Source organism: Clostridium sp. AF32-7AC (assembly GCF_003477925.1).
Taxonomy (GTDB): Bacteria; Bacillota; Clostridia; order Lachnospirales; family Lachnospiraceae; genus Otoolea; species Otoolea fessa.
In genome coordinates this window covers 85,324-103,569 of the sequence record NZ_QUEG01000002.1, presented here as the reverse complement: position 1 = coordinate 103,569, position 18,246 = coordinate 85,324, and the positions used below count along the sequence as shown (strand labels likewise).

The window sequence follows — 18,246 nt, the reverse complement described above, 5'->3', positions numbered from 1 at the left end:
TCACATTTCCTCATCTGCGTTAAACGTTTGCACTTTAAACCACTAAAGTATATAATAAAGCACCTGTTTTGTCAAGTCTTTCACAAAACAGGTGCTTTATTTTTATAATTTATATGATATTTTTCAATCTTCCCTGTACGCCGCATACATCTGCGTCGTCGCCATATCCGAATGTCCAAGAATCGTCTGAACCGCCCGCATGTCTGCACCTCTCGCAATCAGGTGCGCCGCAAAGGAATGGCGCAGCGTGTGCGGCGTGATATCTTCCTCAATCCCGGCTTTCTCGCCGTAATATTTGATAATCTTCCAGAATCCCTGCCGGCTCATCGCGCCGCCTGTACAGTTGACAAAGAAATAGTCCGATCCCTTTCCACGCAGCAGCTCGTTTCTCGCATGTTCCAAATACTCCTCCAGCGCTGCTTTCGCCGAACGTCCAAATGGGATCGTCCGCTCTCTCTCCCCGTCGCGACAGACCAGAAATCCAATGTTCATATTGATATCTTCCATCTGGATCCCTATAAGCTCTGACACCCGGATTCCGGTCGCATATAAAAGAGCCAGCATCGCCTTGTCCCGAATCTCCTTCGGTGTCTGCCCGGATGGCTGTGCCAGAAGCGCTGATACCTGATCGACACTCAGGACCACCGGCGCCTTTTTCTCCACTTTCGGCGCATGCAGACTTTCCGCCGGGTTCCGCCGGATGCATGCCTGCATACATTCATAATTAAAAAACGCTTTCATCGCCGCCATCATCCGTGAAATGGTGGTAGCCGCCTTTCCCTGCTCTTCCATATGAAGAATATATCCATGCAGGCTGGTCTTTGTCACCTTCGCCGCCTCCCGGATCTCTTTCTCCTCCAGATAAGTAATCATCTGCATCAGATCTCTCCGATATGACTGTACGGTATTTTCCGATGCCTGTTTTACCTCCCGCAGGTACTGTTCAAATCTGTCTACTTCCCCTCTCATACTTCCCCAATCTATTCTCGTAACCATTTCCGCCATTCTTTTATTCACGGCATTTTCTGCCAACCCCCCAGCCTGCAGGACAAATATCGTTCCGCGGTAATCCTATCGATTTCTCCATCCGAACCATCCATTCTCCTGAGGTTTTCTCACCCTATCTGCAACTTACCTTCTTCTCCACAAACAGGGCTTTTATCGTCCGCAGGTATCATTATATCTACATTTTCCCATAAAATCAAACATAATTTTCCCCACTTTTCCTACATTTTTCGACTGATTTACATAAAAATACAACATATGGTGCGTCCACTTTTTCCACCCCCATATGTTGTAAATTTTGAATTATATTTTTATTCGGACAGCCCCATTAAAATGGGCAGTGTGAGATCAGTAATGATACAAAACCAGGATTCAGCCACACTTCCAGCGCTGTTCCCATCCCCAGCACCAATAAAAGGATTAAAAATCCAGCCGTCCGTATCCGCCTCTCCTTTGCAAGCGCCCAGGAAAGAAGCAGCCAGAACACAGGAATATAAAACACCACCTGTGGAAATAACGTTGCCACAAATACAGGCAGTCCCCAAAAACCGCCCCAGCCAGTAAATCCTGCCAGCAGCCATGCCTGCTCCAGACCTAAGACGAGACAAGCCCCCCACGCAGCCAGGCATGCGACCGGCGTCATACCTGCCAGCCACAGCACCAGCGCCATCCCTGACCGCTGCAGCCAAACCTGAAAAAACAAAGTTCCCCGGCTGGCTGCCTTCATTCCGGCGTTTAGATGCCACCCGGCACCCGATGGATCTCCTATTTCTTGTCCAAGCCTCGCTGCCAGCACACTTTCCAGCCCGGCATGTCCGCTCCCGGACGAAATTTGAAAACAAACGGCTGCTATCGTCCCCAATACAATCCCAAGGATCCAAAAAAACACTGATACATCCCAGGTACTTAAAGCCGGAAGCCGGAATCTCCTTTTCACATGCAATCCCTGCCTATTCCTTTGTTACCTTATCTGTATTCAGTGTTTTTTATAATATGCCTTTATATCTGCCTCTATATGCTGTTAGCTTCATGCGTCTTTCAGCATTTAATCCATATATTTATTTCATCACAGATGCTTACAGTGCTTCGCTGATCCTTATTTTTACTTCTGTCCTGCTTTGCAGGCATACGCCAGAATCGCGGACACAGTCTTTCCATCCGTCAGTTCTCCTGCGTAGATCCGTTTCAAAAGGTCGGAAAGTTCCCACGCCTCTACCTCAATCTCCTCGTCCGGGTCAAGATGCTGATGGGTTTTCTTGAGATCGCGTGCCAGAAAAATATCCAGCGCCTCATCACAGAACGCGATCGTTGTGTTGACGCTCATCAGATATTCCAGATGGTCACAACGGTAGCCCGTCTCCTCCTCCAGCTCGCGGTACGCGCAGTCAATCTTCGCCTCATCCGGCGAATCCAGCTTACCAGCCGGAATCTCCAGTGTATAGCGGTCCAGCGCATTGCGGTACTGACGCACCATGAGAATCTTTCCATCCTCCGTAACCGGAAGCACCGCTGCCGCGCCGTCATGATGGATAAAATCCCATTTTGCCTGATGTCCGTTTACCTCGACGGTATCTTCGTACATTTTCAAGATGGTTCCCTGATATTTTAACTCTCGTTTCAGACGTTTGACCGGCACGGGCTCCAGCGATGCCTGCTTTTCTACTTTCTGTTCCATATTTCCTCACCCTTATGTCCAGGTTCCTTCTGGGTTCTTTTTCAACATTTTTTTCACTATTTCAGGTCGATACACTTCTCATAGCATGCGTCACACGCCTTGATAACCGCGTTCCGCAAACCATACTCCTCCAGGACACTGACCGCGTAGATCGTCGTGCCGCCCGGCGAACAGACATCATCCTTGAGTGCGCCCGGGTGTTTGCCGGTCTCGAGTACCATCTTTGCACTGCCGACAACGCCCTGCGCCGCCATCCGGTAAGCCACATCGCGCGGCATGCCGTACTTAACGCCCGCATCTGCCAGCGCCTCAATGAACATATAGATGTATGCCGGTGCACTGGAACTGATACATACAACCGCATTCATCATATATTCCGGAACGATCTCCATCATACCAAAAGATTCAAAGAAATTGCTGATCATCTGCTTTTCTGTCTCTTCAAACAGCTTCTTGTCGTAGCAGACACCTGTCATACCCTCGCCGATCAGCGCCGGCGTGTTCGGCATCGCACGCACGATACGGCGGTCACCGCCCAGCTTCTCGTTGACACTGTCAATCGTGATACCCGGTGCAATCGAAATAATAATATTTTCTTTCGTTACATGGTCCTTGATATCTGCCAGTACATTGTCATAAAACTGCGGCTTTATAGCTAATACGATATATTTTGCATTTTCCGCACAATCCTGGTTTGTGTCAACCGCCTTGACACCTGTCTCTTTCTCTATCTGTGCCACTCTCCGGCGGTTCAGATCCGTAAAAGTGATGTCTTCCGTTTTATATTTGTTCAGCAGGCTTCGCATGATCGCATAGCCGATATTTCCCATTCCGATAAAACCAATTTTCGCCATAATCTTTGTCTCCCTCCATCTGCCATCCGGCACTTCCCTGCCGGATGATCCTCCATTTGTTGTCTGACTGCAGCTGCTCTTTCCAACAGCCACATCTGGCTTTCTATTCAGCATCTTGGTAACGGTTCAATCTTCTTACCATTACGCCACAATAAATGCATGAAGCTGCTAAATAATCACTATTTTTCAACTCTATCATGCTATAATACTCGTCTTTTGGACAGTTTGCAAGCAAAATTTCTCCGCCTGCCTTCACGCTCACGACCCTTTATTTTACCCTGCTCATGCAAATTTTCAGTCTGTCCGAAAAACAGAGTTTCCGTTTTCCGCTTCATGAAAAAAACCTGTATTTTTCTGTTTTTCTTTCTCTCTCAAAAAAGATGTAAAGAATGTGCCTTGGCACATTCGGGCGTCTCGCGCGGTCGCTTGCGACATGTTTCTTCTTCGCGCGAGTGCGCATCCTCGCGGAGCGTTTTTTTGTTTCATAGGACGCAATTCCCCATGAAACAAAAAAGTCTTATGAATGTAATGTATCTTCATCCATAAGACTTTTATTTTCATGCTCAAGTTTACTCCATGCAGCCCTGCTGCCGGGTTTTATTTGGCGTACTCGGTAACTCTCGATTCACGGATTACATTGACCTTGATCTGTCCCGGATACTGTAACTCTTCCTGAATCCGCTTTGAAATCTCTCTCGCCATCAGAACCATATCATCGTCGCTGACCTGTTCCGGTACAACCATGATACGCACCTCACGACCTGCCTGAATTGCGTAGGATTTATCAACACCCTTATAGGAGTTCGTGATATCCTCCAGCTGTTTCAGACGGTTGGTATATGTTTCCAGAGTCTCTCGTCTCGCACCTGGACGTGCCGCTGAAATCGTATCAGCTGCCTGTACCAGACATGCAATCAAGCTCTGTGGCTCTACATCGCCGTGATGGGCTTCCACTGCATTGATAACGGTTGCGGACTCTTTGTACTTCTTACAGAGCGCCACACCCAGTTCTACGTGGGTTCCCTCCTGCTCGTGATCGACTGCCTTTCCAATATCATGTAATAAACCTGCACGTTTGGCGGTCCGTACATCGACGCCCACCTCAGCCGCCAGAAGTCCGGCTAACTGTGCAACCTCAATCGAATGCTTCAATGCATTCTGACCGTAACTTGTCCGGAATTTCATCTTACCAAGCAGCTTGACAAGTTCCGGATGGATACCATGAATGCCAACTTCCAGAAGAGCCGCTTCGCCCTCCTCGCGCATCATGTTTTCCACTTCTTTCTGTGCCTTCTCTACCATCTCTTCGATTCTGGCTGGATGAATCCGTCCATCCACAATCAGACGTTCCAGTGCAATACGCGCTACCTCTCTCCGGATTGGATCGAAGCCAGACAGGACAACTGCCTCCGGCGTATCGTCGATGATCAGTTCCACGCCCGTCAGAGTCTCCAGTGTACGAATATTTCTTCCCTCACGTCCGATAATTCGTCCCTTCATCTCATCATTCGGAAGCTGTACGACTGATACGGTTGTCTCAGCCACATGATCCGCAGCACAGCGCTGAATCGCTGTCACCACATAATCCTTGGCTTTCTTCTCTGCTTCCTCTTTCGCTTTCGCCTCGAGATCTTTGATCAGCTTCGCCGTATCATGCTTTACATCTTCTTCCACGGAACGCAGCAGATATTCCTTTGCCTGTTCAGAGGTTAAACCGGAGATCTTCTCCAGTTCCAGCATACCTTTCTCATAGAGAGCCTCTGCCTCCGCAGTCTTTCTCTTAAGTGCCTCCTCCTTGACATTCATACCCGCTTCACGCTTTTCCATCGCTTCTGCTTTTTTGTCCAGGTTTTCTTCTTTGCTCAGTACACGTCTTTCATAGCGCTGAAGCTCAGCTCTTCTTTCCTTTGTTTCTTTCTCAAGCTCATTCTTTGTCTTTAACGACTCTTCCTTCGCTTCAAGGAGAGCTTCTCGCTTCTTTGTCTCAGCAATTTTCAATGCTTCATCTATTATTTCCCTGGATCGTTCTTCTGCGCTTCCAATCTTCGCCTCATATGTCTTCTGGCGATGCTGGTTCGCAACGACCCAAGTAATAGCTGCTACAATAACACCTGTAACGATAACCGCAATTATTACTTGTGACACAGGAGCACCTCCTTATTTAGTTTTCATTGTACGAAAATACAATACTATAATTTTAAACGGTTTTATACAGTATGTCAAGCAGAATAAGCGCTTCCTAACCAGCTTCCTGGGACACCTTTAGACAGCGTTCTGTTCTGTTTTATAATACATTTGCACGTTCACAATCATGAAACAGAATCCATTCAAAATTATCTTTGGTAAATGACTCTGCGCCTGAAAGTCAACTAAGTGCATCCTCCTGCTCCTTCATCTCTCTCCGGATATCTTCCCATGAAAATCCCCGCCTCATCAGATAGGCAATGATCTTTTTTTCCTCCTCCGGCGCTGTCTCTCCCGCCCTGTAATGCTTCTTCTCAAGCAAGACGCGGATTGCCTCGCCCGAATCATGTTCTGTCTCTTCCAGCTGCTCCCGGATGATCTCGCGCGATATGCCTTTTCGCTGCAGGTAAAGCTTCAATTCCGCCTGGCTTTTCCGCTTTCCATGAACCTGCAGGTAATTCGCCGCATATCTGGCATCGTCCACAAAATGATATTCCTGCAAAAATCCAATCGTCTCCTGCACGATCGAATCCGGATACCCTTCCTGGAAAAGGCGGCGGCACATTTCTCCTTCCGTCCGGTCCTGCACCTTCAAAAGATTCAGCGCCCGCTCATGTGCCCGGCGGCTTAAAAGATCCAAAAGCTCCCTCTCCGTTCTTTCTTCCAAAACCGCGCCCTCACAGACACCGTATTTTTCTAATTCCCCATTATATAAAAGAAAGGCAAAGTCCTCATCCGTGAAAACTTTGCACTTTCTCTTATCCAGGGATTCTACGCGTTCAATCCGCATATACAGCCCCTTTTCATAGCTACAGTTCACACGTTGCCAGCTGTAACTTTTCCTGTTACTGTTCACACATATGTGCCCTGTAACAGGATTTTACTCTATTTTTCGTCCTCTGCGTCCACTCCTACCGGCGGAAGCTCCGTCGGTGCTTCCTTGGACGCCTCCGGCATCATCGTGTCTTCGGAAAGTCCGTATTTGACACGTACCTTGTTCTCAATCTCAAGGCAGATTTCCGGATTTGCTGCCAGGAAATTCTTCGCGTTCTCGCGTCCCTGACCGATCTTGCTGCCCTCATAAGCATACCAGGCGCCGCTCTTCTCCACGATGTTCTCCTTCGCCGCCAGATCCAGGATATCGCCCTCACGGGAAATACCTTTTCCGAACATGATATCAAACTCTGCCTCACGGAATGGCGGAGCAATCTTGTTCTTCACAACCTTGATGCGGACACGGTTTCCAATTACTTCGCCGCCCTGCTTCAGAGACTCAATCCGGCGGACATCCATGCGGACAGAAGAATAGAACTTGAGTGCCCGTCCACCGGTCGTAACCTCCGGGTTTCCGAACATGATACCAACCTTCTCACGCAGCTGGTTGATAAAAATAACGATACAATTTGAACGGCTGATTGCTGCGGTCAGCTTTCTGAGTGCCTGCGACATCAGACGTGCCTGCAGACCTACGTGGGAATCACCCATCTCGCCGTCAATCTCTGCCTTCGGAACCAGTGCGGCAACCGAGTCCACAATCACGATATCGATCGCACCGGAGCGCACCATCGTCTCGGTAATCTCAAGAGCCTGCTCGCCGTTGTCCGGCTGGGAGATATACAGATTATCGATATCAACACCGATCTTCTTCGCATATGCCGGATCGAGTGCGTGCTCTGCATCGATAAATCCAGCGATACCGCCTCTCTTCTGTACTTCTGCCACCATATGCAGGGCAACCGTCGTCTTACCACTGGACTCAGGTCCGTATACCTCGATGATTCGTCCCTTCGGAACACCGCCCAGTCCCAGTGCAATATCCAGGCTCAGGGAGCCGGTCGGAATCGTCTCTATATTCATATTCGCACCAGAATCACCCAGCTTCATCACTGAGCCTTTTCCGTATGCTTTCTCAATCTGTGTCAACGCAGCATCCAATGCTTTCAGCTTGTCTTCTTTATTCATCTTTCCCTCCAAAACGCCGCTCCGCGGCCAATCACGAACAAATGTTCTAAACTTAGTTCTATCATAGCGGATCCGGCTGTAAATGTCAACTGTTTTCTTTTGGTTTTCCCCCGGACGCACTGCAGGATGCTGCCGGATCTATAACCTGATTCTGCGATTCAAAGTATCTACAATTATATCATTTTCCGGCTGGTTCTGTCTATTATTTTGCTGAGAAAAGCTGCTACCCGAACTGTGTCGTACGGAATTTTCAGTTCAGAAAATTCCGTACGATACAGTTACGCTGCCACCATTACTGTTCACACAAAACCTTCCGTTGCAAAAATGTCTGCCTGTACACGTCATCTGGCACCGCCCCGCTTCTACTCTAACAGCCGCCCGATATCCAGCGCTCCCCAGCCCTGCTGGTTGCGCGGCAGCCCCAGATCCACTGCCCGCTCTTTAAAGCGAAGCTTCACATCCCGGTTCGTCATGTCCGGGTTCTGCTCCAGCAAAAGCGCCGCCGCCCCCGCGACAAGCGGCGTAGACATGGACGTCCCGCTTTTAAAACGGTACCCGTTCCGCCGCAGGTTACAGCTCACAATCCGTGATCCAGGCGCCACAATGTCCGGCTTGCAGATACAGGCGTCCGTCGGACCCCGCCCCGAATAGTCCACCATCCGGCTGCCTGCCACCTCTACCTCCCGGTCATCATCCGCACATCCCACCGTGATGACCTTCCGGCTGATCCCCGGCGTTGTGATCGTGTGCGCGGCTGGACCATTATTTCCCGCTGCCACCACGACCACATACCCGGCATCCCACGCCGCATCGACACCGCGCACCAACGCCGAATCTTCGCTCATTCCCTTCGGTGTAAAGGAGCCAACCGATATATTGATAATCCGGATCCCGTACTGGCTGCCATTCTGGCGCACCCAGCGAAGCCCTGCCAGCACATCCGATACATACCCATTTCCCCTCTGATCCAGCACTTTCAGGCAGACCAGCTGCGCCCCTGGCGCCACACCCTGATAGCGTCCCGCCGACGCCGTGCCGCTGCCGGCAATCATCCCTGCCACATGCGTTCCATGCCCATTGTCATCATACGGCTGCTGTTTTTTCTTAAGGAAATCCCGAAATCCGTAAACGCAATTTTCCAAATCCGGATGCAGAAATACCCCTGTGTCCAGGATCGCCACCCCGACGCCTTTTCCTGTCAGTCCTCGTCTGTACGCCTCATTGCAATGAATCCATTCTCTCGCCCGGTTCACAGGAAAAAGCCCCCATATTCTTCCCTTACTGTTAGAATATGGGGGCTTTCGCCGTATGTGAATGCAGCCTGTTATTTGTGGAAGCTGTAATAGACGGTTCCGCCTGCCAGTCCACCACGGAACTGCGCCAGCTCACTGACCGTCACCAGCTGATAGCCGCGCTCCACAAGCGCCGGAATGATCGTGACTGCCGCGTCACCGGAAGCATTGTAAAGCTCATGCATCAGAACCACCGAGCCATCTTTTACCTGGTTTAACACGGTCTGCACCGATGAAGCCGCATTGCGTGTCTTCCAGTCCAGCGTATCCACATTCCAGAGTACGATCGGCTGGCTGATATTGGCAAGCACAGTGCTGTTTTTTCCACCGCCCGGAAGACGGACTGTTTTCGGTGCCTCGCCTGTGATCGCGGCAACCGCCTGATTGCAGGCCTCCACCTGCTGACGAATCTCCTGTGCGCCTAACTTCTGGAGATACTTGTGATCCTGCATGTGATTTCCAATCTCATGCCCATTGGCATACATCCGCTGAATCTCACTCTTATAGGAATTCACACGGTTTCCGACCACATAAAAGGTCACACGGCCGCCGTACTGCTCCGCGCAGTCCATGATGCGGTTTCCAACCGGGGCATACGGACCATCATCAAAGGTCAGTGCCACCATCGGTGCATTCGGATCGATATAACGACCGCCGCTGGCTACCATTCCATCCGGAACCTGGCTGTCCCCCTGCTCCGTTCCCTGTGTCTCAGAAGCAGTCTGTCCGTTATTTCCTGTCTCCTGGTTCTCTGTTGTCTGCTGTCCTTCCGCTGCGCCAGCATGATTCTCGCTGCCAGCAGCCGTCTGTGCATCCCCCGCCTCATTCTGGGAACCGGACGCCTGCTCTCGCCTCTGAATCAGCTCCATATCCGATGCCGGTCCGGACGGCACATCATCCGCATACGCCGCAAACGACGCCCCTACCGTACAGACCGCCGTAAGTAACAGTGCTGCTGCTCTCATTTTCCATGTTTTTCTCATACCGCTCCAAAACCTCCAAATTGTTTTCTTTTTCTTCTGCCATTCCGATGCAATCCGGAACAGCCGACCATGTGACATACTCACGTACAATGGTTTTATTATATCACACTCTTCCTTTATTAAGAACACTTCGTCCCATTTTACTTCTTACATTTTTCTGACAAGGTTAGTGTTCACGCATACGTGCCCAGTAACGGAATTTGCCGTGGCTTCGCATTTAAATACGGCAAATTCCTGCTGCCGCCACGTTCTCTTATGACGCTTTCGATCCCAAATGTGCCTGTAAACAGTTCCAAAGAATATTCATAAGTATTTTTAATAAATATTTCATATTGTGTAATACACCTAATATATGATATGATAAAAATGATGTCGTTACGCATCACAACGCGTGCAACGTAACACATGGAGTTTATTGACAAAAGAGTTGAAAGGAAGTAACAAATGGGCGGATTTTTTGGTGTCACATCAAAAACAAACTGTACACTGGATCTTTTTTTTGGTACGGACTATCATTCCCATCTGGGAACACGACGCGGTGGTATGGCGGTTTATGGAGAAAACGGTTTCAGCCGTTCTATCCACAATATCGAGAATTCCCCGTTCCGTACAAAATTTGAGCACGATGTCGATGAAATGCAGGGTAACATGGGCATCGGCTGTATCTCAGATATGGAACCGCAGCCTCTGTTAATTCAGTCGCACTTAGGAAGCTATGCCATCACCACAGTCGGCAAGATCAATAATGAAAAAGAGCTGATTCAGGAAGCATTTAAGAAAGGGCATATTCATTTCATGGAAATGAGCGGCGGCAAGATCAATGCAACCGAGCTGGTCGGCGCCATCATCAGTCAGGCAGATTCCCTTGTTGAAGGTCTGAAACTGGCACAGGAAAAAATCAAGGGTTCCATGACCATTCTCCTGCTGACCCCGGAGGGCATCTATATCTCCCGTGACCGCCTCGGACGTACCCCGGCGATCATCGGACGCAAAGATGGTGCGTTCTGTGTTTCCTTTGAAAGCTTTGCATACATCAACCTTGGATACACGGACTACAAAGAACTGGGACCGGGCGAGATCGTCCGCATGAACGCCGACGGCGTAGAGGTACTCAGCCCGGCTCGCAAGGAAATGAAAATCTGTTCTTTCTTGTGGGTTTACTACGGTTATCCGACCTCCTGCTACGAAGGAATCAACGTCGAGGAAATGCGGTACCACTGCGGTCGTATGCTTGCCAAACGCGATCAGTCCGACGCCGATCTGGTAGCCGGAATCCCAGATTCCGGTATCGCGCATGCAGTCGGCTACGCCAATGAATCCGGCATTCCATTTGCCCGTCCATTCATTAAATATACCCCAACCTGGCCGCGTTCCTTCATGCCGACCACCCAGAGCCAGAGAAACCTGATCGCACGTATGAAGCTGATCCCGGTAGACGCCCTGATCCGCGACAAGAGCCTGCTCTTAATCGACGATTCCATCGTCCGCGGCACCCAGCTCGGCGAAACAACCGAATTCCTGTATCAGAGCGGTGCCAAAGCAGTACATATCCGTCCGGCTTGTCCGCCGCTGCTGTTTGGATGTAAATATCTGAACTTCTCCCGCTCCAATTCCGAGCTGGATCTCATCACACGCCGCATCATCCGCGACCGTGAGGGCGACAATGTTTCCCCGGAGCTTCTGGATGATTACGCAAACCCAGACAGCCAGAATTATAAGGAAATGGTCGAAGAAATCCGTAAACGCTTAAACTTTACCTCCCTGCAGTTCCACCGCCTCGACGATTTAATCGAATCGATTGGTCTGGAACCGTGCAAGCTGTGTACATATTGCTGGAACGGAAAAGAATAATGTTGTAGAATACGTTTCTATGATAACCAAAATGGCAGCCCATCAATTTCTGCTGATGAGCTGCCATCTTTATTCTGTTAATTCTCTGCCAATCGTTTTGTTACTGTACACGCATACGTGCCCAGTAACGGAATTTGCCGTGGCTTCGCATTTAAATACGGCAAATTCCTGCTGCCACCACGTTTTCTTACGGCACTTTCGGTTCCAAAAGTGCCTACCCGTGTACAGTAACATCGTTTTATCAGCACCGTGCCTTTATGGTTTATACAAGCACACCGCCAATACCCACATCACTTCTGCCCTGTCACCATCATATAACGGTTATGTGCGTCCTTCAGACAGGCAATGAGCGGCTTCTGAGTCAGTGCAAAATACCTTTCCCGGATACTCTGCTGCATCTCGTCCAAATCCGTTTTCAAACTCTTTCCAAGCAGCATCGACACAACAAAATTGCGCGTCACCGACAAAATCGTATTGCACTCCAGATCAAGAATCTTTCCCGTCGCCCGTTCTACCACAAAACTCACATAAAACTCGCCGTGCAGGCTGTAAATCGCGTCCTCCTTGCTCGGTTTCGCCTGACCGACCACCAGAATGGTATCATCCTTATACATTATATCGTTTCCCCTTTTCTTCGGAACTTTTCTAAATAAGAACAGCTCCTTCCATATGCTGTTTTTATGATACCATTTTCTTAAGAAAGGTACAAGTTACGCTTCCTCGGAACCGTATAAAATATCGTGGATTTCCTGTTCACTTTTGCCTGTTTTTTCAGCAATCATTGATTCTGGCTCACCATTCATGAAGAGACGGAAAATCGTTCTGGTTTGCTGTACGCCCTCTTGCATTCCTTGTTGCATTCCTTGTTGTATTCCTTGACGCATTCCTTTCTCCATCCCTTCTTTCCAGCCTCGTTCCATCCATCTTTCCGCCAATCCTTCACCCAAATTACACATCTGATTCAGCCTCCCTTCCAGTTCTTCTGTCATTGTAATCTGATATTCTGTCTGTAATATATTTCTTCTCTCTGATAATGATATCCCATCCGCAAATAATGTTTCCAACAGCCGGTGCAGCCGAACTTCCTCCCGTTGTCCTGTCATTTTATCTGACAAACATACAAATATGCACCGGAACAAATCATATCTTCCCAGCTCTCCATGTGTCCCAACCATATTATTCTGCTTCACCGCAAACTCTGTGATTGTATTTTCGATTTTCCTCGGAACCCGCATACAAATCCAGATGGAATATACCTTTTTAATCTGGTTATAATTCTCCCCAGTAAATTCCACGCCCATCTGGGACGAAATCATCCGCGCTACATAATAAATCCCTCTCGTAACCAGATCATATCCCGGATAAAACGATTTCTGTGCCTCGATTCCAATCACAATCCCGACATTTTCATCCACTTTCGGATTTCTCACATAAAATCGGATATCATAGAACACAACCTGCTCATATGGAACCCTGTCTTCCGTGCTGATGCCACGGATATGCGGCGAATTCGTCATTCCCGGTTCAACCGGAACCGATGATATCTCCGGCTCCCCCTCTATGTATCCTAAAATCACCTGTGGATCCATGTTGGCAAATTCTTCCACACAGCCCGCCAGTATATGCGCCAGAATAATTTTCTCGCCTAACAGCATCTTGGCATTCGCATCATAACGCGCCTCTGGTCCTGCTGCCAGCATCTGGCGGTCAATACGTCCTAACATATTGTATCCTCCGTATTCACATTTACATTATATCACATTGAAATTTGTACGAACAATCCTTCTTTTGATTGTTTTTAGAGATTATTAGAATTTTGAAAATTTGAATTCAAATTTAGATGCAAAGAATCTTTTTATGCCGTGAAGGCGTAGATTTTAGATTTGATATGATTGATGCTTTGCTGTGTCTTATCGTATCATAGTGGGGTTAGAAATGCAATTCTTTTTATCTTTGCCCGAAAAAATCTTCGGGCAGAAATATCACGTAGAAGAAACTTTCTACCATTCTTCCCACATTTCACCTGTCTGAATATTTACATATACGGTACCACTATATAAATTGGCTGCTACATCTCTCCCCTCTTTTATTCGCTCTGCCGCTTCTTGATCGGACATCTGCCAACGCACTATAAATTCATAACAGCCATTCTTTATTTTGGCTTCCTCGTTAAAAATAACAAATGTTCCATCTGCATCTGGATATAAAGCATAGTGGTAATTCAATGCCATCTGACTGGCTTCCTCTAACGTATAGTAGCCTCTTCCTTTCGTCTGAACCACACCATTCACCACCCATGCACCGTCTCCATTGACCTGATAGCCATCCAGTGTAACTGTATTCGACAGCATATAACCATTTCCATTAAAATAATAGCATTCCGAAATTCCATCCTGATTGCCATCCAGCCATTGCCAACAATTGACCGGATACGAACCATCATCATTCTGCCACCAATATCCCTTGCCGTCATTTTTCCAACTTTCAGCAAACGCCATGATATTCGTTCCGAGTACCATCGTCATTAACGCCATTCCAAATGCAATCGTTTTCTTTTTCATCTTGCTTCCTCCTTCTCCTTACCACATGTACCGAACTAATGCCACTCCAGCTCCTAATGCGATACAGCATCCAAAACTAAAATATGAGCTTTCATTCTCTGCCTGATACATATAAAATTTTCGGATATAAATCATATTTATCAGATACGTCCACAGATTTTTAAACATCTTCCAGCCACTTTTTCTCATCAGCATAACCAAAAAAGCAGTCAGACCACCGATAAGAATCGAAGCAATCATCGTCTCCAGTGAAAAACGCCAGCCGCCGAATGCGCCAATTGCCATATAGAGTTTTACATCACCCGCTTTTAATCCTCCGATAGCAAATAACACAAACGCCAAGAATCCTACTCCAATTCCTGCCAAACTATTAACTCCATTCCCTACGCCTCCAAAAATAAAGTTTAAAATTATACCTAAAAGCATTCCTGGAACCGTCAGCCTGTTCGGGATTTTATGTGTTTTTAAATCTACTCCCCCGCCTACGCATGCTAATACAACTGCCGCTGTCTTTAAGAAAATTCCACTCGTCATTTTCCTTTTCTTACCTTCACTGCCACTTTCCACTATTTCATGATTTCTACCACAATATCTGACACATTATCTTTCGCCATACCCGGTTCAATCATTTTTCTTAATAATTCAGCCCTTTCCTGAGGTTTTAATTCTCCCTGTGTTAAGGTACAGAATATTTTTTCTTCACTCAATACATTGTAAAGACCATCACTGCAAAGTAAAAAACTGTCATTTGACTTTACTTTTCCTTCTGTGTAAAAGTTTTTAGGAATTTCAAACATTCCAATACACATTGTCAATATATGGTTCTGTTTCGAATGCTTCGCCTGCGCTTCTGTCAATTTTCCCTCTCGGACCAACTGGGCTGCCATCGACTGATCTTCCGTCAATCTCCTTAACCGCCCATCCTGAACGATATAAACACGGCTGTCCCCCATATTGACAATATAATAGTCATCCCCGTATACAAAAAGGATCGAAATGGTAGAACCTGAGCGGCAGTTTTCCCGCTTTCGAAATGCCAGAACCGCCTGGTTTATATCCCATATTTCCTGTTCCAGCAGCTCCCGGATTTCTTCTTTCTCGCACTTCCCGGCATGTGCCATCTGTGGGAAATCCTCTTCCCACCATTTCAAAAATTCATCCGTAATATATGTACTGACCGACGAACCATACTCCAGACCGCCCATACCGTCCGCCAGCACGAAAAGCCCCGCTTCTTTTCCTTCTACTTCTCCACTTAATGCCAATACACGGTCCTGGTTTTCTGTGCGGACATCGCCCCGGTCACTACAGCATCCATAGGTTATCCTCATGTTCTCCATCCCTCCTTTCCTGAAATATACTACTTTTACCTGGAACTACACCGAAGTGTAAATTCACTGTCAGCCATAGAAACTCTGTCTCTATCATTCAATGGATATTCCACATTGCTTCCCAGTCTTTGCGGATTTCCATTTATATAGGTTCCGTTTTTAGAGTTCAAATCTTTTACAAAAACCTTTCCATCCCTCACAATAAATTCGGCATGTATTTTTCCAACTCTGGGATTCGTAACAGCAAAATCCACCTGGCTACGAAGCCTTCCAATTAACGTACTTGCGCGTTCCAGGGGCACTCTCGTCAGCACTCCATTTTCATAATATTCCAGATAAACCGGCATATCAGAGCCTTCATCTCCCGCCAGCTGCGTTTCATCCATTTCTGACGAATCTGCCGCGTAAACATTCTCTGTTCTTCCCATCATACGTTCTGGTACTACCGGTGCCGCTGGCATTGGAATTGGTTGCGGGGCTGCCATCGGAATCGATGAAACCGGCTGTGCGCTTTGGGATATCACTGGACGTTCCTGCACAGATGCCTCTGGCGCTGCCGGACGGCTGAACGACGGCTGATTCTGATTTGGTACCTGTGGCTTCTGTCCTGGAACTGCTGGTCTTTTCCCATTCTGACCTGCCTGTTTTACTGCCTTTTTATCCTTTTTCCCAGAGGAAGAAGATCCGCCTTTCTTTTTAGAGTTGACAAAAACCTCACGGTATAAAATGACTTCAAATAAAACAATCAGAATCACTGCTGCCAGTATATTATTTACCGCAACTGCACCAGTCTCTCCATCTACGAAAAATCCGAACGAAATCATCGCTGCCACTGCAACCATAACAATCGCCTGTGGAAGCAAAAATTTCTTCTTTGCCTTTTCCGCATCAAAACTTTCGTCCACCGCCGGATTGGAAACTTTTTTCTCTTTCTTAACCGGTTTTTCTTTCTTTTTTGCATTTTTTTTGGCTACTCTAGTTTCTTTTTTAGACTGCGGTGGCAGCGGTTTTCCCGGCGTTTCCGGGCGCTCTGTCTTGACACCCATTTCTCCCGTAGCCTGCGCCCCTATGTTCTCTCCGATAAAATTTCTCTCTGAATGTGCCGGTTGTGGCGCCCCATTCCAATTTACCGGTTGAACCGGAGGATTTGCCGAAATATTTTCCGGTTTTCTTTGTGGAGTATTTCCCGCATATAAATTCCGGGAACCTGTAACTTTTCTTGCTTCCTCTGTTCCACGCGATGAACGGATATCTTTTATACATTTTTCCAATGCTGCCACTGTAAATGGTTCCTGGTTCAGTGCGTTCAGTAACACCTGAATAAAATTATCATTCGTCAATTCCAGCTTTCCCTGCATAATCAGATTCTGGAAAAACGATTTTACTGAATGTCCATTCTCATCCGTCCCTTCAATCGGCAGATATGCAAAAAAAGGTTTACAGGTCGCTGAATCCACAAAAATATACGCTGGCTCCATCACAAACCCTGATATAGGAAGCTGATAATCTTCTGCATCTTTCGCTGCCCGTACCAGTCCTTCCATAATCGTTATTAACTCATCTTTTTTCAGTTTTCTTCTCTCCAGAATCTGTTCCAGCGAAAAAAGCGACGAAATATTAAAATATAAAACATTTTCCCCATCCACGACCCGTTTTGAAACTGGCAGCAACTGCGTAATTTCATTCGACGTCAGCATTTCCAGACGATAATGTACAACCTTCACCTCGTCTGGCAATGCCATCGTCAGATAACTGGAACTGCCCACTGTATCATACGATGTATGTACCTGTTCATTCATATCCATTTCTCCCTTCCTCCTATCACACCTTGAATCACCAAATATTTTCAGCAACTCAGCTTAATAAACTTTTATTCTTCTGCAACTTCTGTTTCCTGCATCAACTCATGCACTGCCACCAAAGTTGCAGCATCATTCCCACAAGCAAAAACGGCACAAAAGGAATCTCCATTTTTCGTCCCTTATGGCAAACAGCCAACGCCCATATGCTATACACAAACGATGGCACAAGTGCCAGGCAAACCACTTGAATCGTGTACATCCACCCAGCCGTCAGGGCTGTAACTCCCAGCAGCTTCACATCCCCCAGCCCCAATCCGCCTTTTGAAAACCATGCCAAAATGCCCAACAATACGCTTAGCACAATAGCACCTATCCAAGACTGAATCCAAATTTCCGGCGTATCAAATGCCGCCATCATCAACATCTGCCCTGCCAGATAACAAAGAAGTATTTCATTTGGCACTATCTTTTTCCGGATATCCACCGCCGCCAACAGAAAATACGTAATTACCATATCAAAATAACGCACATAGGCACTGCCGATTTCAGTTCTCTCCCGATTTCCCAGCCAAAATATAAGGATCACAGTTACTGCATACACCAAACTGATCCAATATGTTCTTTTATCCAGCCAGATTGTATGAAAAGCTTCTTCCGCTCCCTTAAACCATTTCCAGGCTATAAGAATACGCATTCCTCCAAGTAAAGCCAGCACACCCAAAATCAAACATATAATTCCATGCATC

General features: G+C 47.4%; 17 protein-coding genes. 1 reads left to right on the top strand and 16 read right to left on the bottom strand.

The genetic code is table 11. The features are described 5' to 3' along the window. Window positions 1-123: 123 nt before the first annotated feature. The 9 genes from xerA to DWZ45_RS04625 form a co-directional block, all read right to left on the bottom strand. Window positions 124-969: a site-specific tyrosine recombinase/integron integrase gene (gene xerA, locus DWZ45_RS04670; RefSeq protein ID WP_118468091.1), complete on the bottom strand. Its 846-nt coding sequence runs from the start codon at window positions 967-969 to the stop codon at window positions 124-126. Between the two features lie 364 nt (window positions 970-1,333). Further along, the gene (locus tag DWZ45_RS04665) at window positions 1,334-1,894 is read right to left on the bottom strand and encodes a hypothetical protein (RefSeq protein ID WP_147353098.1); all 561 of its coding nucleotides are present in this window, start codon (window positions 1,892-1,894) and stop codon (window positions 1,334-1,336) included. A 213-nt stretch (window positions 1,895-2,107) separates the two neighbouring features. Further along, entirely contained in the window at window positions 2,108-2,680 is a 573-nt protein-coding gene (locus DWZ45_RS04660; RefSeq protein WP_118467889.1) for an NUDIX hydrolase, read from the bottom strand. Between the two features lie 56 nt (window positions 2,681-2,736). Then, complete coding sequence (gene proC, locus DWZ45_RS04655; RefSeq protein WP_022359673.1) at window positions 2,737-3,534, bottom strand: pyrroline-5-carboxylate reductase; 798 nt, start codon at window positions 3,532-3,534, stop codon at window positions 2,737-2,739. A gap of 597 nt (window positions 3,535-4,131) precedes the next feature. After that, on the bottom strand, window positions 4,132-5,679 hold the full coding sequence (gene rny, locus DWZ45_RS04645; protein WP_107000340.1) for a ribonuclease Y: 1,548 nt from the start codon (window positions 5,677-5,679) through the stop codon (window positions 4,132-4,134). 220 nt (window positions 5,680-5,899) lie between these two features. Then, window positions 5,900-6,508, bottom strand: coding sequence for a regulatory protein RecX (locus DWZ45_RS04640; RefSeq protein WP_118467886.1), 609 nt, complete (start codon window positions 6,506-6,508; stop codon window positions 5,900-5,902). A gap of 95 nt (window positions 6,509-6,603) precedes the next feature. Beyond that, the gene (recA, locus tag DWZ45_RS04635; RefSeq protein WP_022359677.1) at window positions 6,604-7,680 is read right to left on the bottom strand and encodes a recombinase RecA; all 1,077 of its coding nucleotides are present in this window, start codon (window positions 7,678-7,680) and stop codon (window positions 6,604-6,606) included. 362 nt (window positions 7,681-8,042) lie between these two features. Continuing rightward, the gene (locus tag DWZ45_RS04630; RefSeq protein WP_022359678.1) at window positions 8,043-8,933 is read right to left on the bottom strand and encodes a S8 family peptidase; all 891 of its coding nucleotides are present in this window, start codon (window positions 8,931-8,933) and stop codon (window positions 8,043-8,045) included. A 71-nt stretch (window positions 8,934-9,004) separates the two neighbouring features. After that, complete coding sequence (locus DWZ45_RS04625; RefSeq protein WP_118468089.1) at window positions 9,005-9,955, bottom strand: polysaccharide deacetylase family protein; 951 nt, start codon at window positions 9,953-9,955, stop codon at window positions 9,005-9,007. Window positions 9,956-10,399: 444 nt separating this feature from the next. Between DWZ45_RS04625 and DWZ45_RS04620 the strand changes: the two genes are divergently transcribed. After that, window positions 10,400-11,806, top strand: coding sequence for an amidophosphoribosyltransferase (locus tag DWZ45_RS04620; RefSeq protein WP_107000345.1), 1,407 nt, complete (start codon window positions 10,400-10,402; stop codon window positions 11,804-11,806). Between the two features lie 290 nt (window positions 11,807-12,096). Here the strand turns inward: DWZ45_RS04620 and DWZ45_RS04615 are convergent, their stop codons facing one another. The 7 genes from DWZ45_RS04615 to DWZ45_RS04585 form a co-directional block, all read right to left on the bottom strand. Continuing rightward, on the bottom strand, window positions 12,097-12,420 hold the full coding sequence (locus DWZ45_RS04615; RefSeq protein ID WP_022359681.1) for a DUF3870 domain-containing protein: 324 nt from the start codon (window positions 12,418-12,420) through the stop codon (window positions 12,097-12,099). 96 nt (window positions 12,421-12,516) lie between these two features. Continuing rightward, entirely contained in the window at window positions 12,517-13,530 is a 1,014-nt protein-coding gene (locus tag DWZ45_RS04610; protein WP_118467884.1) for a hypothetical protein, read from the bottom strand. A 276-nt stretch (window positions 13,531-13,806) separates the two neighbouring features. Then, window positions 13,807-14,367 (bottom strand): hypothetical protein, encoded by a 561-nt coding sequence (locus DWZ45_RS04605; protein WP_118467882.1) that lies wholly within the window; start codon window positions 14,365-14,367, stop codon window positions 13,807-13,809. An 18-nt stretch (window positions 14,368-14,385) separates the two neighbouring features. Continuing rightward, on the bottom strand, window positions 14,386-14,901 hold the full coding sequence (locus tag DWZ45_RS04600; protein WP_118467880.1) for a prepilin peptidase: 516 nt from the start codon (window positions 14,899-14,901) through the stop codon (window positions 14,386-14,388). Window positions 14,902-14,933: 32 nt separating this feature from the next. Then, window positions 14,934-15,698 carry a protein phosphatase 2C domain-containing protein gene (locus tag DWZ45_RS04595; protein WP_182426632.1) on the bottom strand — a complete coding sequence of 255 codons (765 nt, stop codon included), beginning with the start codon at window positions 15,696-15,698 and terminating at the stop codon, window positions 14,934-14,936. Window positions 15,699-15,733: 35 nt separating this feature from the next. Beyond that, window positions 15,734-17,503, bottom strand: coding sequence for a DUF6382 domain-containing protein (locus tag DWZ45_RS04590; protein WP_118467876.1), 1,770 nt, complete (start codon window positions 17,501-17,503; stop codon window positions 15,734-15,736). Window positions 17,504-17,597: 94 nt separating this feature from the next. Beyond that, window positions 17,598-18,245 (bottom strand): A24 family peptidase, encoded by a 648-nt coding sequence (locus DWZ45_RS04585; RefSeq protein WP_118467874.1) that lies wholly within the window; start codon window positions 18,243-18,245, stop codon window positions 17,598-17,600. Window position 18,246: the final 1 nt, after the last annotated feature.